Annotated in this window: 19 protein-coding genes; 15 read left to right on the top strand and 4 right to left on the bottom strand. The window is 28.3% G+C overall.

Annotated features, from left to right (window positions below; translation table 4 throughout):
* Positions 1-41 precede the first annotated feature (41 nt).
* The 3 genes from EXC44_RS00640 to mutM are packed head-to-tail and all read right to left on the bottom strand — an operon-like array spanning position 42 to position 1,760.
* Entirely contained in the window at positions 42-377 is a 336-nt protein-coding gene (locus tag EXC44_RS00640; protein ID WP_129620989.1) for a Smr/MutS family protein, read from the bottom strand.
* A complete protein-coding gene (locus EXC44_RS00635) occupies positions 362-937 on the bottom strand; it encodes a cysteine hydrolase family protein (RefSeq protein WP_223213414.1) in 576 nt (191 codons plus the stop codon). The genes EXC44_RS00640 and EXC44_RS00635 overlap by 16 nt, the downstream gene beginning before the upstream one ends.
* Positions 912-1,760, bottom strand: coding sequence for a DNA-formamidopyrimidine glycosylase (gene mutM / locus EXC44_RS00630; RefSeq protein WP_120161125.1), 849 nt, complete (start codon positions 1,758-1,760; stop codon positions 912-914). The genes EXC44_RS00635 and mutM overlap by 26 nt, the downstream gene beginning before the upstream one ends.
* Positions 1,761-1,925: 165 nt before the next feature.
* Between mutM and deoD the strand changes: the two genes are divergently transcribed.
* Genes deoD through deoC form a run of 3 tightly spaced genes read left to right on the top strand, consistent with a single transcriptional unit; the run spans position 1,926 to position 4,601 of the window.
* Positions 1,926-2,630 (top strand): purine-nucleoside phosphorylase, encoded by a 705-nt coding sequence (gene deoD, locus EXC44_RS00625; protein WP_129620987.1) that lies wholly within the window; start codon positions 1,926-1,928, stop codon positions 2,628-2,630.
* 4 nt (positions 2,631-2,634) lie between these two features.
* Positions 2,635-3,930: a thymidine phosphorylase gene (locus EXC44_RS00620; protein WP_129620986.1), complete on the top strand. Its 1,296-nt coding sequence runs from the start codon at positions 2,635-2,637 to the stop codon at positions 3,928-3,930.
* An 8-nt stretch (positions 3,931-3,938) separates the two neighbouring features.
* A complete protein-coding gene (gene deoC / locus EXC44_RS00615) occupies positions 3,939-4,601 on the top strand; it encodes a deoxyribose-phosphate aldolase (protein WP_099309340.1) in 663 nt (220 codons plus the stop codon).
* A 102-nt stretch (positions 4,602-4,703) separates the two neighbouring features.
* Here the strand turns inward: deoC and EXC44_RS00610 are convergent, their stop codons facing one another.
* Positions 4,704-6,479 (bottom strand): hypothetical protein, encoded by a 1,776-nt coding sequence (locus EXC44_RS00610; protein ID WP_129620984.1) that lies wholly within the window; start codon positions 6,477-6,479, stop codon positions 4,704-4,706.
* 80 nt (positions 6,480-6,559) lie between these two features.
* On the opposite strand from EXC44_RS00610, the gene secG reads away from it, so the two are divergent.
* The 12 genes from secG (at position 6,560) to EXC44_RS00550 (ending at position 22,305) form a co-directional block, all read left to right on the top strand.
* Entirely contained in the window at positions 6,560-6,790 is a 231-nt protein-coding gene (gene secG, locus EXC44_RS00605; protein WP_099309342.1) for a preprotein translocase subunit SecG, read from the top strand.
* A 4-nt stretch (positions 6,791-6,794) separates the two neighbouring features.
* Positions 6,795-8,999 carry a ribonuclease R gene (gene rnr / locus EXC44_RS00600; RefSeq protein ID WP_129620982.1) on the top strand — a complete coding sequence of 735 codons (2,205 nt, stop codon included), beginning with the start codon at positions 6,795-6,797 and terminating at the stop codon, positions 8,997-8,999.
* 2 nt (positions 9,000-9,001) lie between these two features.
* Entirely contained in the window at positions 9,002-9,778 is a 777-nt protein-coding gene (locus EXC44_RS00595) for a tRNA1(Val) (adenine(37)-N6)-methyltransferase (protein ID WP_129620980.1), read from the top strand.
* On the top strand, positions 9,778-11,322 hold the full coding sequence (gene metG, locus EXC44_RS00590) for a methionine--tRNA ligase (protein WP_129620978.1): 1,545 nt from the start codon (positions 9,778-9,780) through the stop codon (positions 11,320-11,322). The genes EXC44_RS00595 and metG overlap by 1 nt, the downstream gene beginning before the upstream one ends.
* A 2-nt stretch (positions 11,323-11,324) precedes the next feature.
* Positions 11,325-11,609 (top strand): antibiotic biosynthesis monooxygenase, encoded by a 285-nt coding sequence (locus tag EXC44_RS00585; protein WP_099309346.1) that lies wholly within the window; start codon positions 11,325-11,327, stop codon positions 11,607-11,609.
* A 195-nt stretch (positions 11,610-11,804) separates the two neighbouring features.
* Entirely contained in the window at positions 11,805-14,519 is a 2,715-nt protein-coding gene (locus tag EXC44_RS00580) for a P68 family surface lipoprotein (protein ID WP_129620976.1), read from the top strand.
* A gap of 56 nt (positions 14,520-14,575) precedes the next feature.
* The gene (locus EXC44_RS00575; RefSeq protein WP_129620974.1) at positions 14,576-16,021 is read left to right on the top strand and encodes a thermonuclease family protein; all 1,446 of its coding nucleotides are present in this window, start codon (positions 14,576-14,578) and stop codon (positions 16,019-16,021) included.
* A gap of 14 nt (positions 16,022-16,035) precedes the next feature.
* Positions 16,036-18,126: an ATP-binding cassette domain-containing protein gene (locus EXC44_RS00570; RefSeq protein WP_129620972.1), complete on the top strand. Its 2,091-nt coding sequence runs from the start codon at positions 16,036-16,038 to the stop codon at positions 18,124-18,126.
* Positions 18,107-19,153 (top strand): carbohydrate ABC transporter permease, encoded by a 1,047-nt coding sequence (locus EXC44_RS00565; protein WP_129620970.1) that lies wholly within the window; start codon positions 18,107-18,109, stop codon positions 19,151-19,153. Before EXC44_RS00570 ends, EXC44_RS00565 begins: the two co-directional genes overlap by 20 nt.
* Positions 19,101-20,141: a carbohydrate ABC transporter permease gene (locus EXC44_RS00560; RefSeq protein ID WP_129620968.1), complete on the top strand. Its 1,041-nt coding sequence runs from the start codon at positions 19,101-19,103 to the stop codon at positions 20,139-20,141. The genes EXC44_RS00565 and EXC44_RS00560 overlap by 53 nt, the downstream gene beginning before the upstream one ends.
* A gap of 2 nt (positions 20,142-20,143) precedes the next feature.
* Complete coding sequence (locus EXC44_RS00555; protein WP_120161155.1) at positions 20,144-20,419, top strand: hypothetical protein; 276 nt, start codon at positions 20,144-20,146, stop codon at positions 20,417-20,419.
* A 2-nt stretch (positions 20,420-20,421) separates the two neighbouring features.
* Positions 20,422-22,305 (top strand): hypothetical protein, encoded by a 1,884-nt coding sequence (locus EXC44_RS00550; RefSeq protein WP_129620966.1) that lies wholly within the window; start codon positions 20,422-20,424, stop codon positions 22,303-22,305.
* Positions 22,306-22,358: the final 53 nt, after the last annotated feature.

Raw genomic sequence — 22,358 nt, 5'->3', positions numbered from 1 at the left:
CTCCTAGTTTAAAATTTAATTTATTTTGTAAGATAAAACAATTATTTTTTAAATTGATCAAAAAGTTCATTAAGTTCTTGATCACTAATTTGCTTTGCAGACCAGTATGAATCATAATGATTAATAGAATTATTTTCATAATCAAATCATAATGTATATTTACCTTCATTAATTTGTTTGTAAGTTAATTGCTTATGGTTATGTTTGTTATAATTTTTAACAAAATTCTCTATAGTAGTTTTTAAAACACCACTTCCTTTACCAGTAATAAAGATTAATTCTGTGAGTTTGTTAGATTCTAAATCAAAAATATTTTTTTGAATTAGAATTAAAGCTTCTTCGGCAAGAAATCCATGTAAATCTATTTCTCTTCTCATTTTTTAATTACAATACCCGCTTGCTTCATAATTTGCAAGGCGAAATTATGATACATATCACCATTATGATCTTCAGTGTCAAATGTTTGCACACCTTCTTGATAGACAATAACATCGTTATCTTGTCTAACTTTATTTAACCAAGTTCGCAAACTTAAAGCAAATTGCATAATGCATATATCGGTGCATGAACCAAGTACTATAAATTCAATATAGTCTCTAAGTCTACGAGGTTCAATATCCCAAAAACCATTGGTAGTGTTTTTATAAATAATATTTGATTGATTATTTTGAACAAATTCTTGCAATTCATCAACAATTTGAGATTCTTTAGAGTCTTTTAAACAGTGAAATGGATAAACCTTCATTTCCAAATCTTGTTTATCGTGCGCATCACAAATAAACAAGATATCAGAATTAGGTATATTTTTTAAAATATCTTTAACATTTGGTATTATTGCATTGATTCTTTGATCTTTTAATGCTCCTTCTTTTGCAAAACCATTAATTAAATCAATTACAAAAATTAAGGTCTTATTCTTTTCTCTGGCAGTTTTCACAATAACTTGTTCCCCTCCCATTTTCTTTAAAATCAAGTTTAACTTTTTTAATAATATACTTTTGGCATCTCAAACATTCTTTACCAGATCGACCGTAAACTTTTAATTCGTTTTGGAATTTACCATTAATTCCATTTACCGAACTATAGTCTTTAACGCTGCTTCCGCCAAATTCAATGCTTTTGTCCATAATAACTTGGGCATAATTTAATAATTCTTGGAATTTTTTAAAACTTATATCTTTTGCTTTAGTCATTGGGTAAATTTGTGCTGCAAATAATGCTTCGTCTGCATAAATATTACCAATTCCTAAAACTAGGGATTGGTCCAATAAAATCTTTTTAATACTGATATTTTTAGTCTTAATTTTTTCATATAATTCTTTGGCATTAACTTCTCCAGGTAATTTTGCTAATTTTTTTATTTGGTAAAGTGAATCCTTGTTATCTTTTTCAACAATTTCAAAAGAACCAAACATCCTTGTATCATTGTAAACCATAACTTGATGATTATCTAAAAAGAAATAAATACAATCATGTTTATAACTATATAAATATGGATCATTTGCTTCTCTAATATAATATTTTCCAGCCATACGCAAATGAGAAATTAAACGAGACTGATCATTAAAATTAAAAACAATATACTTTCCAAAATTTTCAATATTTAAAATCAATTTATTTTTTAAAAATTCACTAAATCCTTCTGGATCAATATTTTTAATAAGTTTTTCAACTCTTACTTCTACTTTAATAATTGTTCGATCTTTTACGTGTTTATTTAATGCTTTTTGTACAATTGTAACTTCTGGATATTCTGGCATATGTTTATTATATTACATTTTAAAACTCCTGTAATTAAATAACTAAATGAAATATGGGTTTTTCTGTTTCTTGATAAATATGCTAAAATATAAACAGGTTATTTTGAAAAATTAAAATAACCGCTTTTATTAACTTTTTAAACAATAATAATTTTTGGAGGAATTATGACACCACACATTAGTGCAAAAAAAGGTGAAATTGCTAAAACAGTAATTATGCCTGGAGACCCGCTTAGAGCAAAATATATTGCTGAAACTTTTTTAGATCCTGGGTATAAATTAGTAAACTCAGTTAGAAATATGTTTATGTACACAGGAACCTACAAAGGTAAAGAAATTACCATTGCTGGTAGTGGAATGGGATGTCCATCAATTGGAATTTATTCATATGAATTATTTAAATTTTATGATGTAGATCGTATTGTAAGAATTGGTTCAGCTGGTTCATACGTAAAAGAATTAGGACTTTATGAAGTTGTTTTAGCAACTGAAGCTTATGCTGATTCTGATGCTTTTAGAAAACTAGCTTTAGGAAAAGGTGGAAATACTTCGCTGCCATCTGCAAGATTAAATGAAGAAATTCAAAATATAGCTAATGAACTTGGACATAAATTAACTAAAGGTAGAGTTCACTCTTCAGATGTCTTTTATTCAGTAGTACCTTTAGAAGAAAGAATCAAAGAAACACAAGCTGTTTGTGTTGAAATGGAATCATATGCTTTATTTACTAATGCTGAAGCAACTGGTAAAGAAGCAGCATGTTTATTAACAATTAGTGATAATTTAATCACCAAAGAAGAAACAAGCTCACAAGAGCGTCAAACAGCATTTGTTAAAATGATGGAGATTGCTTTAAACTTAGCAAAATAATCTTATGCGTATAGTTGATATTATTGAAAAAAAGAAACAAAACAAAGAACTAACTGAAGAAGAAATTAAATTCTTAATTGATTCATATGTAGCTGGAAAAACCCCAGATTATCAAATGAGTGCATTCTTGATGGCGGTAGTTTTTAATTCAATGTCACCACGTGAAATTGCTTGAATGACAAAATATATGATGCATTCAGGTGATGTCATTGATTTATCAGAAATACCCGGAATTAAAGTTGACAAACATTCAACTGGAGGAATTGGGGATAAAACTACCTTAGCTATTGCTCCAATTGTTGCTGCTTGCGGTGGATATGTTGCTAAAATGTCTGGACGAGGCCTAGCGCAAACTGGAGGAACAATCGATAAATTAGAATCAATTCCTGGCTTTAATACTGAAGTTAATCAAGCTGACTTTATAAAACAAGTTAAAGAGCATAAAATTGCTGTTATTGGTCAAAGTGCAAAGCTAGTACCAGCAGACAAAAAATTATATGCTTTACGCGATGTTACAGCAACTGTTGATTCAATTCCGTTAATTGCTTCATCAATTATGTCTAAAAAATTAGCTACTGGTTCAAATGCTATTTTATTAGACATTAAATGTGGTAATGGAGCATTCATGAAGGATGAAGCAAGCGCTTATGAACTAGCTAAAACTATGATTAACATTGGTAAAGAATTAAATGTTGATGTAAGAGCCGAAATTACCAATATGAATCGTCCTTTAGGAAGGGAAATTGGTAATAAAAATGAGGTTTTAGAAGCAATTAAAACTCTGAAAGGAAAAGGTCCAAGCGACTTTAACGAACTAATTTATTCTTCTTGTGCTACAATATTACAACAAGCTAAAGTTGCTTCGAACCAGACACAAGCTATAGAAATGGTCAAAGAAGCTATTTTCAGCGGTAAAGCACTTGAAAAGTTCTATGAATTTGTACAGTTGCAAGGTGGAGATTTAGAAGCATTATTAAAAGATGATTTTTGAAATCCTAAATATACTTTAGAAGTTAAATCACAGCAAGAAGGATATTTAGAAATTTTTGACAGCTTAACTTTTGGGCTAGTTTCAATGAAACTTGGAGCAGGTCGTCAAACTAAAGAAGATTCTTTAGATTTTGATGCTGGCATTACTTTAAATAAAAAAACCAATGAATTTGTTCGTGTTGGTGATACTTTATTTACCTTAGCTTCATCAAATCCAATTGATGAATCCTTAGCTCAAGAATTAGCTAAAGCTTACAAATTTAATTTAAATCAAATTGACAATAAGGTAATTATTAATAAATTACAATAAGAGGTAATATGAATTATAACAAAATGATCGACCATACACTTTTAAAACCAGAAGCAACAGAGAAAGATATTAATAAACTAATCTCTGAAGCTATAAAATATAACTTTAAAACTGTATGTGTTAATTCTTCTTGAGTTAGATATGTACATGAAAAATTAGCCAAAACTGACATTGGAATTACAAGTGTTATAGGCTTTCCGCTTGGATCAATGATTACCCAAGTCAAAGCCCAAGAAGCAAAGCTTGCAATTGATCATGGAGCAGATGAAATCGATATGGTTATGAATATTGGGCGCTTTAAATCTGGTGATTATGAATACGTTTTAAATGACATTAAAAAAGTTAAAGAAGCATGTGGCTCACATGTTTTAAAAGTAATCATTGAAACAGCACTTTTATCTGCTAGTGACATTAAAAAAGCTACTGAAATTGTGATGAAATCAGGAGCGGAATTCATTAAAACTTCAACTGGATTTAGTTTTAGAGGAGCTAACTTAGATGATATTAAAATTATGAAACAAACTTGTGGTGATAAATTACTAATTAAAGCTGCAGGAGGAGTTAGCAATTTAAATGATTTAATTCAAATGCACGAAGCTGGTGCTACAAGATTTGGAACATCAAGATCAATTGCTATTTTAGAAGGGCTAAACTCAAAAGAAGGATATTAATTTTTATATTCTTAAAATATTTTCAATAATTCAACCCACAAAGTGTTTTGCTTTGTGGGTTTTATTATAAAAACAGCATGATTTACATGCTGTTTGAATTATTTATTTAATTTCAAAAACAATTTCACGAAAAAGCTTATTTTTTTCACTAATTATATCTATAGTTGTATCAGTTTTAGCTTGCTTAGTTAATTCTTCTAGTCTATGATACCTTGGAGCAAAAAAATCATTATATAGTTCATCACTTAAACCAATATATAAATCAAAATATAAAGTAGAGTTTGGATCTTCACTACTTAAACCAAATTGATTAGTTGTTATAAAATTTTGTTTTGGTTGTAGAAAATGAGTTTCATAATTAAAATCGAGATATTTATTAATATTATTCCTATCTGCTTGAATACCAAATTCAATTTCAATTTTATTATCTTTTTTCCTAATTTGTTTAACGGTCAAATTACTATAGCGATAATTATAAAAATCTGCTTGTTTATTGTCTAGGTTTCTAATTGGGCTTGTAACTTGTGCTAGATTTATTTTACTTGCAAGAAGATTGGTATTATTACCACCAAAATTTAAGGTAGTTCTTGGTAATAAGATTCTAACTACGTGGTTAATATTTGAAGGAATTAAACTTGAAAGTTTTGTTAATTTGTTTGACGATTCTTCATCTTCTTCAATTGTTGGGAATAAATTAGTAGTTTTATTTCTTGAATATAAAGTTAAAGAAGTAGTTGTATTAACGCTTTGATTTAATACTCCAGCAGTGTCTGCAATAGTAACTTGCAATAAATCCTTGACATCTAAATCTACATCATATCGTTTAGGAGTTGAATCTTTAATTGCCTCAAAAGATTGGTTAATTTTTTCTTTATCTTTTTCTGAATAAACGATTTTAGGATTTGTCTCAGGTTGATTTGTGCCTTCTTCTTTTGCTTTTTCGGTATTGCGTTTATTTTGTAATTCTATTTGCACATTTTGCAATTCAATATTTTCATTGAATTTTGCAACTGAATCAAGTCCGCGTGGTTGGTCTAAAATAGTATTTGTCATTAAGCTAAAAAACTTAGATTCTTTTTGATTTAATGTTATAAATTCATCTTTGTAATCTTGGTTAATTTCATTTAGTAACTTATCACTTTCTTGAAAGTAACTAACTATTTTCTCAGTAATTGATGTTTTTAAAACTTGATAAGTAGTTAAATTAAAATTGCGAAATAATTCACCGACATCACTACTAAATCTTGTTACAAAGTCTTTTAATTTTGGCAAGAACTCTTTTGCATTTTGACTTGAATTAGTTTGATTAATCATAAGATTATAAAATTTAATAATTGAATTATTATTAATTAATGATCAAATAGTATTTTCTCATAAACTAAAGAAATCTCTAAGTGATTTAAGGTTAGTTGCATCAAGTTTAGTACCAATAATTCTAATTAAATTACTAAAAACACCGCTAATAAAACTGCGAGTTTCACTATTTAAATCATAAAAGAATTTACCTTCATCTGTTTGTTCTAATAAAACTGAAGCTGCATTTTTGATAGTTTCTAAGTATTTAGTAAACTTATTATCATCATAATAAATTGACAAAAAACTAGCAATCGCAGCTAAATTTTGATTAGATGCAATATTTTCAAAAAATTGTGCATCTTTTTCGACTTCTTTTTGCAAAATAGGTTTCATAAATTCTCTAGTTTCACTAAAAAAGACAGTTTGTAAATTAAGATATAATTCTTTAGAATCAATTTTCGACTTTATGAGGTTTTTCTCTTGGTTAGTTTTTATTTCATCAGAGTTACTCGAACAACTAACTGCAGGAATAGCAACTAATGTCAAAATTGAAGGGATTAAGAATTTTTTAAATTTTTTCATGTCTAAATTATATAATAATATGGTAATATATAATAGATTTTCTAAAGAAGATTTTAGAATAAATTTATATATGGAGTTTTATGGCAACACTAACAATAATTTTAGTTATCTTAAGTATTTTAATAATCATTATTTCATTTATTATGTCACCTGATTCAAATGGATTTTCTGGAGCATTAGTTGGAAGTGGTGATTTAGATTTATTTAAAGTTTCAAAAGAAAGAGGAGTTAAAAAAATAATTAAATATTCAATGATGATTTTTGGCTTTTTGCTATTAATCTTATCATTAGTCTTAAGAATTTTTATCTAATATTATGAATCAAGAAAAAATAATTAGGTATATATCACAAGCAAAAGCAAGAACTTTTTTAGAAATAGCTAAATATTTTCGAATTTCTCCTTCTAATAACAAAGAACTAACTTCACTTTTATCAGTTTTACAAAAAAACCACAAAATCTTTAAAAACCATAAAGATGAATATTATGCTGTTAATTTAATCAAGACTATTGAAGGTAATTTATCAGTTAACCAAAAGGGTATGTTTGGTTTTGTTGATTATGATATTGATCTAGAAGCAAACACCAAAAAAAGCGTTTTTATTAAAAGTTTTAATTTTAATGGTGCAATGCATAATGATACTGTTAAAGTTAATGTGTATCAAAATATTTATGATACCCAAGCTACAGTTGATGGTGTAATTGAGCAAATAATAGCTCGCAATACTCAAGAAATTCATGGTTTTATTAAATTAAAAAATGATATTACTTATTTTACCCCTGTTGATGCTAGATATAGTGGTTTTACTTGAAAAATTGATAATTCAGTTGCAACAAAATTAAATGATTTGGTTTTAGCTAAAATTAATAAGATTGAAGTAAGAAATATAAATATTGATATTTTAAAAGTTATTACAAATGAAGCAGATCCAATGGTTTATGTTAAATACTACTTAGAAGAAGTAAAGATTCCTAGCTCATTTCCCAAAATATTAGACACAGAAATTAGTTTAATACCTCAAACTATTGATAAAGAAGATCAAAGTAATAGAAAAGATTTAACTAACAAAATGATTGTTACAATTGATGGAGATGACACTAAAGATTTTGATGATGCAATTTATGTTAAAAAATTACAAAATGGAAATTATTTACTAGGAGTTTACATTGCAGATGTTTCATATTACGTTACACAAAATAGTGAAATAGATAAAGAAGCATTGAAACGAGGAACTAGCATTTACCTTGTAGATCAAGTTATTCCAATGCTTCCAGTTGAATTATCAAATGGAATTTGTTCTTTAAATCCAAACCAAAAACGTTTTGTAATGGCATGTGAGATGGAAATTGATCAAAATGGTAAAAATGTTAATTTTGAAATTTTCCAAGGAATTATCGAAAGTAAATTTAGATTAACTTACAAACAAGTAGATAAATATTTTAAAGAAAATAATATAGGTTTAGATGATAAAGATCCTAAGGTATCAGAGCTTAAAGCAATTTTAAATCAGGCTCAGGAATTATCAAAAATTATTCATAATTTCAAAATAAATCAAGGATACGTTGATTTTCAAATTAGTGAACCAAAAATTAAATTAGATGAATTTGGTTCAGTTAAAGAAATTATTATTAATGAACGTGGCGAATCAGAAGTTTTAATTGAAGATTTTATGGTGCGAGCAAATGAAACAATTGCCACATTTTTATCTGAGAATAAATTACCAGCTTTATATAGAGTTCACGATGCACCTGATGAACTTAAAATTACCAGCTTAAAAAATTCTTTAGCTGCAGTTGGAATAGATAATATTTCATTAAATGCTAATTCAATTTCCCCGGCTAAATTTGCTAAATTTGTTAATTATATTAAAACATTACGTGATGATGATTTTATTAAGTTAATGTTTTTAAGAACGATGCAAAAGGCAGTATATTCAAACCAAAACGTTGGGCATTTTGGTTTAGCTTCTGATAATTATTGTCATTTTACTAGTCCAATTCGCCGCTACCCAGACTTAGTAATCCACCGTGTAATTAGAGAATTAGTTTTTAATAAAAAAAAGTATTTACTAGAACAATTTGAAGATAACTTGGCTATCTATAGTGATTTAAATACTAAAGCCGAGCATAAAGCAGTGCAAACCGAAAGATTTGTTAATGATTTAAAATTTGCTGAATATTTAAAAAACCAAACTGGTAAGGTTTTTAAAGTGCAAATTTTAAGTATTATGAATTTCGGATTCTTTGTTGAATTTGATTTTAAAGCTAGCGGACTAGTGCATAAATCAAATCTTTTTGACGGCGAATACGAACCAAACGATAATTTAACTAAATTAATTGGGCAAAAAAGAACCTTTACGTTAGGTGATTATGTGAATGTAGTTATTATTAATACAGATTTAGTCGCTGGAAAAGTTGATTGCATTTTAGAAGATCAATATTCAGAATATTTAAAATTAAAACAAAAAAGAGCTTTTGATTCGAAAAATCAAAAGCATAATGTCAAAGCTAAATTAAAATAATTATGTTGAAGATTATAAAAAACTCGTTAGGTTTTGATAGTGATTTATACATTTACCAAGATAAAAGTATGTTTAATTATTCAGTTGATACTATCTTGCTTGGTAATTTTGTTTTTTTAAATAATAAAATTAATCATACTTTAGAAGTTGGAACAAATAATGGGGCTTTAGCAATTTTTTTAGCTGCTAGAAATAACTTGCTACATATTGATGCTTTAGAGATTCAAACTAAAGCTGCGAATTTAGCTCAAGAAAATGTTAAATTAAATAAGATGGAAAATCAAATTACTGTTATTAATGAAGATTTTAAAGAATATTGAATTAAACATAATAAAAATGCTTTAAAAAAATACCAAAGCATTATTTGTAATCCGCCTTTTTATCAAAGCACTAAAACAAAAATTAAATCAAATTTATCACAGGAGATTTTAATTGCTACTCATGATTTAATGCTTAGCTTAGAAGATTTAGTATTAGGAGCTTCAAAAATTATTGAACAAAAAGGTTATTTAAATATCGTTTTACCAGTAGAACGTTCAATTGATTTATTTGTTACTTTACGCAAATATAATTTTGAACCTAAACGCATTCAATATGTTTTTACTCGGGTGCAAAATAAACCAAAATTTATCTTAGTTGAAGCAAGGTATCAAACTGGAGCGGGAACTCATTTTTTACCTAATTTATATTTACATGATCCAAAGGATAAATTAAACCATGATTATTTACCTGAGATTAAAAAACTATATAAACCAATCAAAGTTAATAAGGAGCAATAATGAAAAAATCATTTATTACAACGCCGATTTATTATGCAAGTGGTAACTTGCATATTGGACATTTGTATACTACTACTTTAGCATGAGTTATTGCTAATTATAAAAAAATGCAAGGCTATGATGTAAAACTGTTAACTGGTAGTGATGAACATGGTCTTAAGATTCAGCAAAAAGCTGCCGAGCTTAAGTTAGAGCCAGAAACTTTAGTAGATACTTTGAGTCAAAAATACATTCAAATGTGAAAGGATTTCGAAATTGACTATGATTATTTTTGGCGTACTAGCAATTTCAAACATAAACAAATTGTCCAAAAAATCTTTAGTTATTTTTTAGACAAAGGTTATGTTTATAAAGGCGTGTATAAAGGTCTTTATTCTATTAGTGATGAAGAATTTTTAACTGAAGCTCAGGCAGTAAAAAAAGATGGTAAATTATATCACCCGGTAAGTCAAAAAGAATTAGAATGAATTTCAGAAGAAAGTTATTTCTTTGACATGAAAAAATTTGAACCATGGTTAAAAAATTATATTTCAAACCATGATTCATGATTAATGCCTTTAAAAACTAAAAAAGAAATTATTACTAATTTTATTGAAAAAGGTTTAAGTGATTTATCTGTTACTAGAACTAACATTAAATGAGGAATTTCAGTTTTAGAAGATCCAAAACACACTTTATATGTTTGATTAGATGCTTTATGCAATTATATAAGTGCGCTTGGATTTAATTTCGAGCAAAGCCAGAGAGAATTTAAAGAATTTTGAAATTCAGAAAATTCTGAAATTATTCATTTAGTTGGAAAAGAAATAACTAGGTTTCATATGATTTATTGACCAATATTTTTAAAAGCCTTGGATCTTAAGCAGCCAACAAGAATTCAATCACATGGTTGAATTTTAGATAAAAATGGTTATAAAATGTCTAAGTCATTAAATAATATTGTTGATCCTTATGATTTACTTTTTAAATATCATCCTGAAATTATTAAATATTTTTTAGCTTCGCAAATTAATTTTGGTGAAGATGGATTTTTTGATGAAGAGCGCTTAATTGATATTGTAAATGCAGATTTAGTTAATAATTTTGGTAACTTAATTTCTCGCACTTTAAAAATGAAAGATCTATCATTTCAAAGTAAAAATCTAAATTACCAAAAAACAGATAATGAATGAGACTTAGATATCCAAACTAAGATTTTAAATGCACTTAATGAATATATTGCAAATTTTGATGATTTAAAAATCGATAAAGCTTTAAAAGTTGCAATTAATTTAAGTAATGCTTTAAACAAATATATTGATTTAACTAAACCATGAACTTTAAAACAAGATTTAAAAAAATTAGAGCAAATTTTAGTTCGCTTGCTTAATGGTATTTATGCAGTTGCATTAATGCTCCAAGTTGTAATGCCTAAAAAGATGGTACAAGTTGCCAAAGCTTTAGGAGCAAGTGAATTTATCTTAAGTGAAGTAGCTAACTTTGAGAAATTCTCAAAGTTAAAACAAGAAACACACTATATATTATTTGAGAGAATTAAGAGGTAATTATGATTTATACCAAAGCAACAAGATATATAATTAATCCAGAAAAAACTAAAATCTTTGTCGATTATTTATATATCTTAACTCAGAAAGTTCGTAAACTTGAAAAAAATTTATCATTTGAATACGGTCTTGAATCACGTGATAAAATTGTTTTAATTCAAAGATGGTCAACAACTGAGGATTATGAAAGTTTTGAAACAAACGAAGAATTTAAAAAAGAATTAGCAACTTTATCAAAGATGTCACACAAAGTTATTGAGTTATTTGATTTAACTATAACTCGTTAAATTCACTCACTGAGCAAAAATTAAGTAAAAAGAATGCAAAAAATTGTATTCTTTTTTAATGTATAAATTTTTGAATTTTAAAAAAATCTGTATAATTTAATTAGGATTTTTGAAAAATTTCGCAAGTTTTCAGATCCTATTTTTATAAAATTTTATTAACTTTATATATTATAAATAGGAGATTTTTTAAATATTATGTCAAGCAGATTTAAAAAGTATGTTCTTACCTTAGGAACATCATTAGTATCAGTTACTCCAATGGCATTAGTAGTTTCATGTGGAACAACTGAACAACCAAAACCTACCCCAACACCAGCTGATAATTTTAAAACTACTCATGCTGATGTTTTAGCAAAAACCGAAACAACCATTCGTTCAGAAGATGAAGCTAAAGTAACGGTAGCTTTAAATGCATATAATGGTTTAGATGCAAGTGTTAAAAATTCTTTAGCAGATCAAAAATCACTTTTAGACAGACTTAAAGCTAAAATAGAGAGTCTAAAAGCTACTGCTAATCCAGGTCACGCTACTGGTACTACACCAGCAGATACTGCTGAATTAGCAGCAAGAAAAGAAGAATTAAAAGTTTATTTAAACTTTGTGCCTGAAGCTCAAAAAACTCAATTAGATCAAAATATTACATCAGCTGCTAATGATGAGGCTTTAGACACTGTGGAAGACAACATTAAGGCAGCAATTGATTCTGTTAATGCAGGATACTATGATCGTCTTAAGGCTTCTACTAATAAAAATAGAAGATTCCAACAAAATGTCAAAAACGAAATTGTTTTAGCTACAACCTTCTCAGAAACAGGGGCTCAATTTAAAACCATTAACAGTATTATTGAGGCATACAATGGTTTAGTTGATCAAATGAACCAAGTTAAAAATAATTCATCATTAACCCAGGAACAAAAAGATGCTGAATACAAAAAACTAGGTATTTCACCATTAGCTAAAAAAGTTGTACAAAAGAACGTTGGTTCTGGTTATAGTGCTGGAGCTGAAAAAGTTGACTTATCACTTTCATCAAATGATGCAGACAATTTCTTTAACTTAATTTTAAACTACTCAACTGTAGCTGCTAAATTAGCTGCTAGAACTGGTAGTTCAGGAGATATGCTTTTAAGTTTCAACTCATTAGATCAAGCGTTAAATACAGACTTATCTCAATTTGATTCAGGATTTTCAACTGTTAACTCAGAAATTGAAAATGTGACTCAACGTTCAACTTATGTACTTCCATTACTTAAATCAACTAAAGTATTATCACTTAATGCTTCAGTTCTTGGATACATTTTAAGCGAGATGAAATCTTCAGGTGTTGTTTTTGATGAAGCGGACGGATCAAATACCTTCTTTGAAGAAATTATTACGAAGGGTTCAGGTGATAAAAATGCTGTAGCAACTTTATGAGGCGCAAAAGTTTCAACAGCTGATACAGTTTTAGCTCCTTATAAAAAAAGTGGCTTTAAATTGTCTAAAACAATTTTCGAATCATACACAAGCTTATTAGAATTTGCAACTATTGCACAAAGTTTATTTGTCGAATCAGCTAAAGGAGTTGACGCAACAGTTAAAGTATTTGGTATTGATGATATGACTGGAGTTTATGAACAAGCTTTATTCTCAGCTTTAGGCGGAGATAAATCAGCAATGTTACAAACTGTTTCACAAAACAACGGAAGAACTCAAGTTTCATTTAATGCAATTCAAAATAACAATGGTGCAGCTTACATTCAATCACAACAAATTTTCACTAAGTTCTCAGAAGCTATGGAAAAAGGTGCAATTTATGCCTTCCCATCAGGACAATATGCATCTAATGATCAAACTAAACACCAAATTGCCTTCTCAATTGGTTCAACAGCAGGTTATTCATATAACTTCAAAAAAGCTGGTGATAAAATTAATAACTTAATTCACACTGAAACTAAATATACTACCGAAATTTCAACTAACAATGCATTTGAGTTTGCAGACAAAAACACCAATGCTAAAAAAGATGGTGGTATTGCATATGTTTCTCAAAGATACAAAAATGTGATTTGGCCTTCAACAACACAAGATGATGATAAGAAAGTAGATAAACGTTATGACTGAATTTCAAAATCACCTACTGATGATACAACAATTACCGACTTATACTCAAAAACCAAAACAACTTTAAACATCTTCTTTAAAGTATCAGATGCACAAACTGGTAAATTAAAAGAATATGTTGATAAATTAAATACTTTAGTATCATCTGATCAAGATAAATTAAAAAGATATAACTTAATTAAAAATGGTGTTGATTATGTAGTATATGCTTTTTTAGATACTTTAAATGAAAAAGCTCTTACATTTAAAGATAATGTTCAAATTCCTGGTCACACCTTCCAAGCTTTATCAGATACAAATCTTTTAAATGAAAATGAACTTGTTTCACTTCCTACACCTTCAAAATGAAATGCTGATAGTACTAAAAAAGTATTATATGTTCAAGGATCAAGCTTAATTGGTATTAAATCAAACGACCAAGATGAAGCTGCTACAAGAGCATTTGTTAAATGATTAATGACTTCTACAAATACTATTGGAAATACTGGTAATACAGCTTTAGTTGAGTTACAAAAATCAGCTGGGTATATTTCAGCAGTTAATGATTTAGAAGCTAGTTCATCAAATGCTTCAAAAATTTATGGTTCAAATGGGTATTTAAAAATTGCATACGAAGAATTTGTGAAAACTTCAAAAGATGAAAATTATGTAATTTTTGAAGAACCAGCTGGAACTGGATCAGATGCATTTAGAAAAAACATTGCAACAGCTTGAGAAACGACTCAGTCAACTATTTCAAACAAAGTTGCTACTAAGAAAACTTTCCAAGACTTCGTTACTACTGTTACAAGAGGAAATAACGGTTAATACAATCTATAAATATAATTTGGTAACAAATTATATTTATTATTACCTTTATAGCTATGAAAAAACTAAAATATAAATCACTACTTAGTTCATTAATTACAGTTTGCGCCTTTAGTGCTCTAACTGTATCTTGTGGCTCAAATACTCCTACAGAGCAAAATCCCCCAACTCCACCAACAAATAATAATCCTACTATGCCAAGCGAACCTGAGCCAACAGTGACTACTAAAAGCCAGCAAATAGGTTCTTTTACTATTAATTCAAGCATCCAAACAACAAATGAAACTTCAAAACTTTTATTAAATATTGAAAAATTATCATTACGTAGAAACCGTCATGAAAATACTTATGAATTTTGAGCTTCTGGAATTTTAACTGATGCTGCAAAGCAAAGTGAATTTAATCAAGTTGTCGCAGGAATTAATAAAGTTATTACTAGTTATTTAAGTGATACATATAAGTCAAAAATTATTGTGCCCGCAAAAACTGGTAACAAAATTTTTGCTGATCCAAAAAATATTACTGGAGCTCCGCAAGAAGTTAAAATAACTCTTAATAACCGTGAAATAACCTTAGTTAAATCACAAACTTCTAAAAACTTAGAGCTAGGTGAATTAGGAGTTAAGGGTAAAACAAGAGCTGAGCAAACTGCAGCTGAAAGTATTGCTAATGTTAATGTAGTTTATGCTGTTAGATATGAACCTAAAATTGATTCTAGCTCTCTTTTAGGTTTAGGAATCTTAGATATTAAAATTACTGAAGCAGCGCAACTTAATCCACTTTTAAACCAGCTTCCAATTAATTCTAGTGAAAGTGGTTTTAAAGCGACAGGGATTTCATTTGAAGATGAAATTTTTAAAGCTTCATCATTTAAAGCAAAAATTGAAAGTGTTTCAGATGGTGATACTTTCTCAGTTATTGCCCAAGAATCTAAAACATTAAGAGGCGGAATAGTTATTACTCAAGGAGAATCATACCGTATTAGATTAAGCGGCATTGATACCCCTGAAAAAGGAGTTGGTAGTGGAAATAATTATGTAGCAGCAGCACCATTTGAATATTCATTTGCCTTACATGCTACTAATTTCGCTGAGCAAGTTGTTAATAGTGAGAAATTTAAAAATGATATTATGGTTGGTTTTGTCTCTGGCAAAGATTCTTATGATCGCATCACAGCTGATATTTTCTTTGGAGAAAACTACCAATATTCATACATTAGTGAAATCGTACGTTCTGGCCACACTTTACCATATAGCAATGATGTATGAGAAAACTACTTACACAACAAAGATAAAAGTACGTATGAATACAATTTATACCCTAAAATAGCTGAAGCCTTTGAAGAAGCTATTAAGAATAATAAGGGAATGTTTAACTACTTTGATAATCCAGCTGATGTTTCATTATTTATTTATTTAATTAAAAATAATAATAGATGACATCCATTTTACTATGAAAAAACTAGTAAAAATGCCATTGTCAAAGATTATGTTAAAAATTAGCGAAAGGATTAGAGATGATTATCTTTAAAAAACTTTTAAATAAATTCAAAGAAACTTCTGTAAAAGTTGATGAAACTTCTTTGAATAAAATTGATCAATATTTTATGGAATTTAGCAATTTAAGTACTGAAGAAGTACCTGCAATTGAACTAAAAAACTTAAATATTGACTTTGGGGAAACATTAGCAGTTGATAATGTTAGCTTCCAAATCCCAGAAGGTAAACTAGTAACTCTTTTAGGACCTTCAGGCTCTGGAAAAACTACTACTTTAAATGCAATTGCTGGACTTTTAACTGTTACTTCTGGAAAAATTCTCTTCAAAGGAAAAGATGTAACTGATTTTACCCCTCAAAAAAGAAAAATTGGTTTTGTTTTCCAAAACTATGCACTTTACCCACACTTAAGTGTATACGCAAACATTGCCTTTCCGCTTAAAAATGATTTTAACTGACAATTTAAAACATTTTTAAAACGCGAAAAAGCGCGCAACGAAATTCGAATTTTATACTTGAAAAAATTAGGTGCTTCGGAAGAAGAAATTCAAAAACTTAGAAATGCTTTTGATAAATGAGAAGTTGTTTCTGAAGATTTACCATACAAACTCAATAAAGAATATGCTCATTTAGTTGAAAACTACGAAAAAGCACATACTGAATATAAATTAGCTAGTGTGCATGAAACTTCAAAAATTTCTTTATTAACAAAAAATGTTTTAAAAACTAATGATAAATTAAGAAGAGATTCAAAAGAAAAATTCGAACGTATTACTGAAAAATACAATTCTGACTTTAAAAATAATTTATTATTACCTAATTTAAAAGAAGCTGATATTTTAAAAAATATTGCACCTGAATACACAAAATATCAACCATTGCCATATGATCAAATTCCAGACAGAACTACTAAATTAAACAATTTTTCTGCTGAACTTATGAGTGTTAATTTAGATGAGTTAACTTTAAATGACCGTAAGTCAATTGTTAAATTAGAAGAAAAAGTTTTAAAACTATTAACTAGATATAAATTTATTCAAAAACAAAAAGAAATTATTGACGAATATGCTGTGCTTAAGAAACAAAAACAAGAAGCATATCAAAAAGCAAAAGTTGAATTTAAAGAAACTTTAAAAACTAACCAAGCTTATTTAGAACTTAAAAAAGATGCTTTAAATCTACCAGTTATTGCAAAAAAACACTTCTACAATTTAGTTACTGATCTTGAAACTAAATATGATCTTAAAAACAACTTAGCTAAAGATCGTAAAGGCGAAATTAGTTCAATTTTAAATGATGAAGAAAAATTAACCCTTAAGGCTTTGGCTAAAGATGATATTCCTCTTAAAAAAGCAATCCATAATGAAGTTATGGAAGTAGCTAACAGAGTTGAAATTGTTAAAATTTTACAAAAGAAACCAACTAGATTATCAGGGGGTCAACAACAACGTGTTTCAATTGCTCGTGCGATTGTTAAAAAACCTGAAATCTTATTAATGGATGAACCTTTATCAAACTTAGATGCAAAATTACGTATTTCAACGCGTCAATGAATTAGAGAAATTCAACAATCTTTAGGTATTACTACTGTGTTTGTTACACACGACCAAGAAGAAGCGATGTCAATTAGTGACATTATTGTATGTATGTCAACAGCAAAAGTACAACAACTTGGCTCACCACTTGAATTATACAATACACCTAAAAACCAGTTTGTGGCTCGTTTTTTAGGAATGCCTGAAATGGGATTATTTCCTTCTGAACTTAAGGATGGTAAATTATTTGTAGCCGGTCAAGAATTTAGTGGAGTATCATTACCAGATAAAAGCAATATTTCACTAAATGTTGGTGTTCGTAGTGAAGACTACATTATTAAAACAGCAGATCAACCACACATGTTTAAAGGTGAAGTGGTAGTTCAAGAAAACTTTGGGAAAGAAAGTAAACTTGTTGTTAAAATTGAAAATGTGGGACGAATCAATTTCTTATTAGATAACTCAGAAAATTATGCTATTGGTGATTTAATTTACTTTGACTTACCAATGAATAAATTACACATCTTTGATGCCACTTCTGAAGAAAGAGTTTCATATGAATGCTCTCAACAATAAATTATATTTATTCATTTCTAAAAATTTACCTTTTTTACTTAATTGATCTTTAAAAAGCCAATCAAGAAAAAAAGCAGCATTATCACATTCTATTTTAGACCGTAGAACACCATTATGATTACCATTACTTTTCTTATTGCCTGGATTTGTGTTAATTATGATGTTTACAGTAGTTCCTCTTATTTTAAACTTAAGAGCCTCACTTTTTAATGCTCAGGGTGAATTAACCTTACAAAACTACGTAAATACATTTACTGATCCTCGTTTTGCTGTTGGGGTTAGAAACTCATTTATTTATGGTTTAGCTGTGTTACCATTTGTTATGGCAATTTCATTAACAATTTCATCAGTTATTGCTAAATTGCACCGCAAATGAGCCAAAGGATTTTGACAAACAGTCTTTTTCTTACCATATATTACCAACGCAGTTGCTGTTTCAACAGCTTTTATCCAATTATTTAGCTCAAACGGTCTTTTAAACCTTTTTCTAGGTTCAAAAACACCATGACTCGAAACAGCTGATCAATTTACCTTTAATGCCTTGCTTGCAATGTTTATTAATGGTATTTGAAGTGGATTAGCCTTTAATATTTTAATCTTTACTACTACTATGCTTGGAGTTGATAAAAACCTTTATAAATCAGCTTCAATTGATGGTTGTGGTGAAATAAAACAATTTTTCAAAATAACCTTACCGTCAATTAAAGGAACAATTAACTTCTTAATTACCTTAGGAATTATTGGTGGACTTAAAGTTTTCCCATTAGCTCTTTTTAGTAATAAACCTGAAAATGCCTTTGCTTATGGTGGTGGAACTTTAATGTTATATGTATACTTAGTAACTAAAAATGGTAACTTTGCTCTTGCTGGTGCTTCTGCTATTTCATTATTTATTATTGGTGTTAGCTATTCATCAGTTATAAGGGGTGGATTCTTCATGGTTCAATTAACATTAAATAATTTAGGAGAAAGAAATGTTTGAGTTAAAGTTAAAGCTACAAAAACTATTAATATCCAAAAAGCTTAGAAAAAACCAAGAAATTGTTTCTTCTCAAGTTCTCGAAAAGAATTTAGTTAATGTTGTAATTAGTGTTTTATTAAAATTACTTTTACTATCATTTTTTGGTTTAGTAATTATCTTCCCATTTATCTTTATGATTAATATTTCCTTAATGGCTGATGATGAAGCCGAAGGATTAAAAAGTACTTTTAAATTTGCTTCTGATTTTACCTTAGGAAGAACATATTTTATTCAATCTGACCCTGAAGCTAGTGGTGGGTTTGAGATCCGGCCATGATCTGAAGTTGTGCAAAATACTTACAATCGAGCTATTAGCTCAGGATATTGACAATCTTTAATGGTAACTTCTGTTAACGTGCTTTTATCTGTTTTCTTTAAAATCTTTACTACTTTCTTAATGGGTTATGCTTTTTCGTTAAGAAACTGACGTTTTAAAGGATTAATTTGATTCTTAGCACTTGCTTTATTAGTACTACCTGAAGTAGCCTTATTATCAGGTCAATATACTGTGGTTGTGCAAACAAAGCTTCGTTCATCATTATTTACTATTTTACTAGCAATGGTTTTACCATTTTCAGCAAGTATTTTTAATACAGTTATGTATAAAAATGCCTTTGAAGCAATTCCAGGCCGTATTAAAGAAGTTTCTTTAGTTGATGGAGCTGGTGGATTGAAATACTTATTTAAAGTAGCTTTCCCAATGGTAGTTCCAACTACTTTAACAATCGTTATTTTAACAGCTCTTGCTTCTTGAAACTCATACTTATGACCTGCAATTGTAAATAGTGATAATAAGGATTGACAATTAATTTCGCTTTGGTTATTTAAAGCTGGTCTTGATGAAAGAGATTCTTCATCTGGAGCAAACGTGCAACTTAACATTAGAATGGCAGCTGCCTTAATTGTTATTGCTCCAATGTTCATTGTATACTTATTATTTAGAAAAAGAATTATGAATGCAATTAGTAGACAAGGATCTACAATTAAAGGATAAATATGCAAGGTTACAAAAGAAAAGTTATTACATGAGCAATTGTGACATTTTTAGCCTTAATTGCAATCATTGCACTCTCAATTTTCTTAGCAAACTTAAGCAACGTTTTAGAACTACATAAAACAGTAACTTTAGATCAAAAAATTATTGATACGTATAATTTTGCTCGTTCATATACCATAGGAGGTTTAGCATTTTCATGCATTATTTTCTTAATGGGGCTTATTATTTCATATTCAGGAATTAAGTCTTGAAAATATGTTGAAATGTTTAGTTAATTATGCTTAAAATAAACAAGAAATTTAAATTTATTTTTGGTAGCACAGTGTTTGGTGCACTTATTCCTATGACTGCTGTATCTTGCCTTTATGATAACGATAAAACAGTTATTTTTGCCAAAACCTTTGCTAAAGAAAATGGATTTTTAGATAAACAAAGAGTTGCTGATCCAAAGAACCGAACCTTAGTAAAATTTGAAGATGAGCTTTATAAAGCAAATTACTTAACATATACTTTTTCAAGTATTAACTTAAGATTTAAACAAACCCGTTTTGAGATTAATAACAAACACTTGCAAACTAAAATTAATAATTTAGTTACAATTAGTGGTAAAACTGCTACTAAAAATGAAACTAATTACAATCAATTTAAAAACTTAATTACTCAAACTGAAAGTAATTACCAAAGTTATTTAGCTAATAATAGTGATAAAACAGCAGAAAATACTAACGACATTCAAATTTTACTTAACCAAAATAAACTTGTTTTAAATGATTTTGATACTAAATTTGAAATATTAACAAATTTAATTAATGAATATTACAAGCAAAATAATGGCACTAAATCATTAAGCGAGATTTTAAAACTTGATTTTGGTGGTGGAGTTGAAACTGCTGCTATTAAAAATGAACAAGCAATTAAAAGTAATTTATCAGCTATTTTATCAGCAACTATTTACAATATTCCTTTAACGGATTTTAATCAAGTAATTACTTACCAGGCAGTTCAAGAAGTATTAGAAAACTACGTTAAAGATACTCCATGAGCAACATATTACAATTGATTTAAGTATGAACAAAGTGCAGCTTCAAAATCAACTTTTAGCCCAATTACTAATATGTTACGTTTTGACAATGTTTCTTTAACTTATGTTATTGAATTCTCACCAACTATTATTAATAATGGTTTAGCTACACCTGTGTTTCAAAGTGTTTGGGATAAAGTGCAAGAAGTTCACGGTGCAAGTGCTAAGAGAACAGAAGCAACTAAAGTTCTTAAAACAATTTGGGAAGCATTTTGAGACACTTCAAATTCATATAGTGTCAAAGGTGATTTAATTGAATCTTCAAGCCAAGGAATGGGTTCAGGTTTTGGACCAATTCACTTAGCTAAAGGGCAAAACCCTTCAACTGGTAAAGAAGATGATGCTTTTAAAATTTTTGATAAAGCATTAGATGATTTAGAAGCTAACGAGTTTTTATTAAATCCAACTAAATTTGTTAATAATAATTTAGACCGTATTTTCTTAGCAGAAAAAGAACATAATCTTAAAATTCAAATTAGTCTTAAAGAAGAAAATATTAAAGCTTTAGATGCTCAAATAGCAGTTTCAGGCAATCAAGCTGAAATTCAACAATGAAACAGGGAAAAAGCAAGAGAACAAAGAGATATTAATCGTCTTAAACCTCAAATTGCTCAAGCCCAAAAATTCAGAGAAAATCTTAAAGAAATTTTAAGTCAATTAAAACTTAATCCAGATAATGAAACTTTAAAAGCTCAACTTGAAGAACTTAAAAAACCATATCAATCAGATATTGATTTAGTTTTTGAAAGATTAAATAATGGTATTAAAAACTCAGCTACTTCACGCTTTGGACTTGCAGAATTGTTTACCAACCTTTTATTTTTAAATGGTATTTATAAAACACACGCTATTAAAGTTTATAAAACAACTAACCCAGCCCAAAAGAATAATTCAACGGCAACATACTTAGTTGAATTTGAAGATCAAGGTAAATGATATGTTTTAGATATTTACTCACTATTAAGTGATGCACAAAAAGAACGTGATAAAGTATTTAATATTGAATCATATATTTATTCACAATTAGCTGGTTATATTATTGATGATCATTATGTAAATAATGCACATGTAACACCATAAAAGTCAAAAACATAACTATAAAAGTAGTTATGTTTTTCATCTAATTTATTAAG

The organism is Mycoplasmopsis bovirhinis (assembly GCF_900660515.1).
Classification (GTDB): Bacteria; Bacillota_I; Bacilli_A; order Mycoplasmatales; family Metamycoplasmataceae; genus Mycoplasmopsis; species Mycoplasmopsis bovirhinis.
The sequence above is the reverse complement of the archived record's forward strand: the minus strand, read 5'-3'. Positions and strand labels throughout refer to the sequence as shown.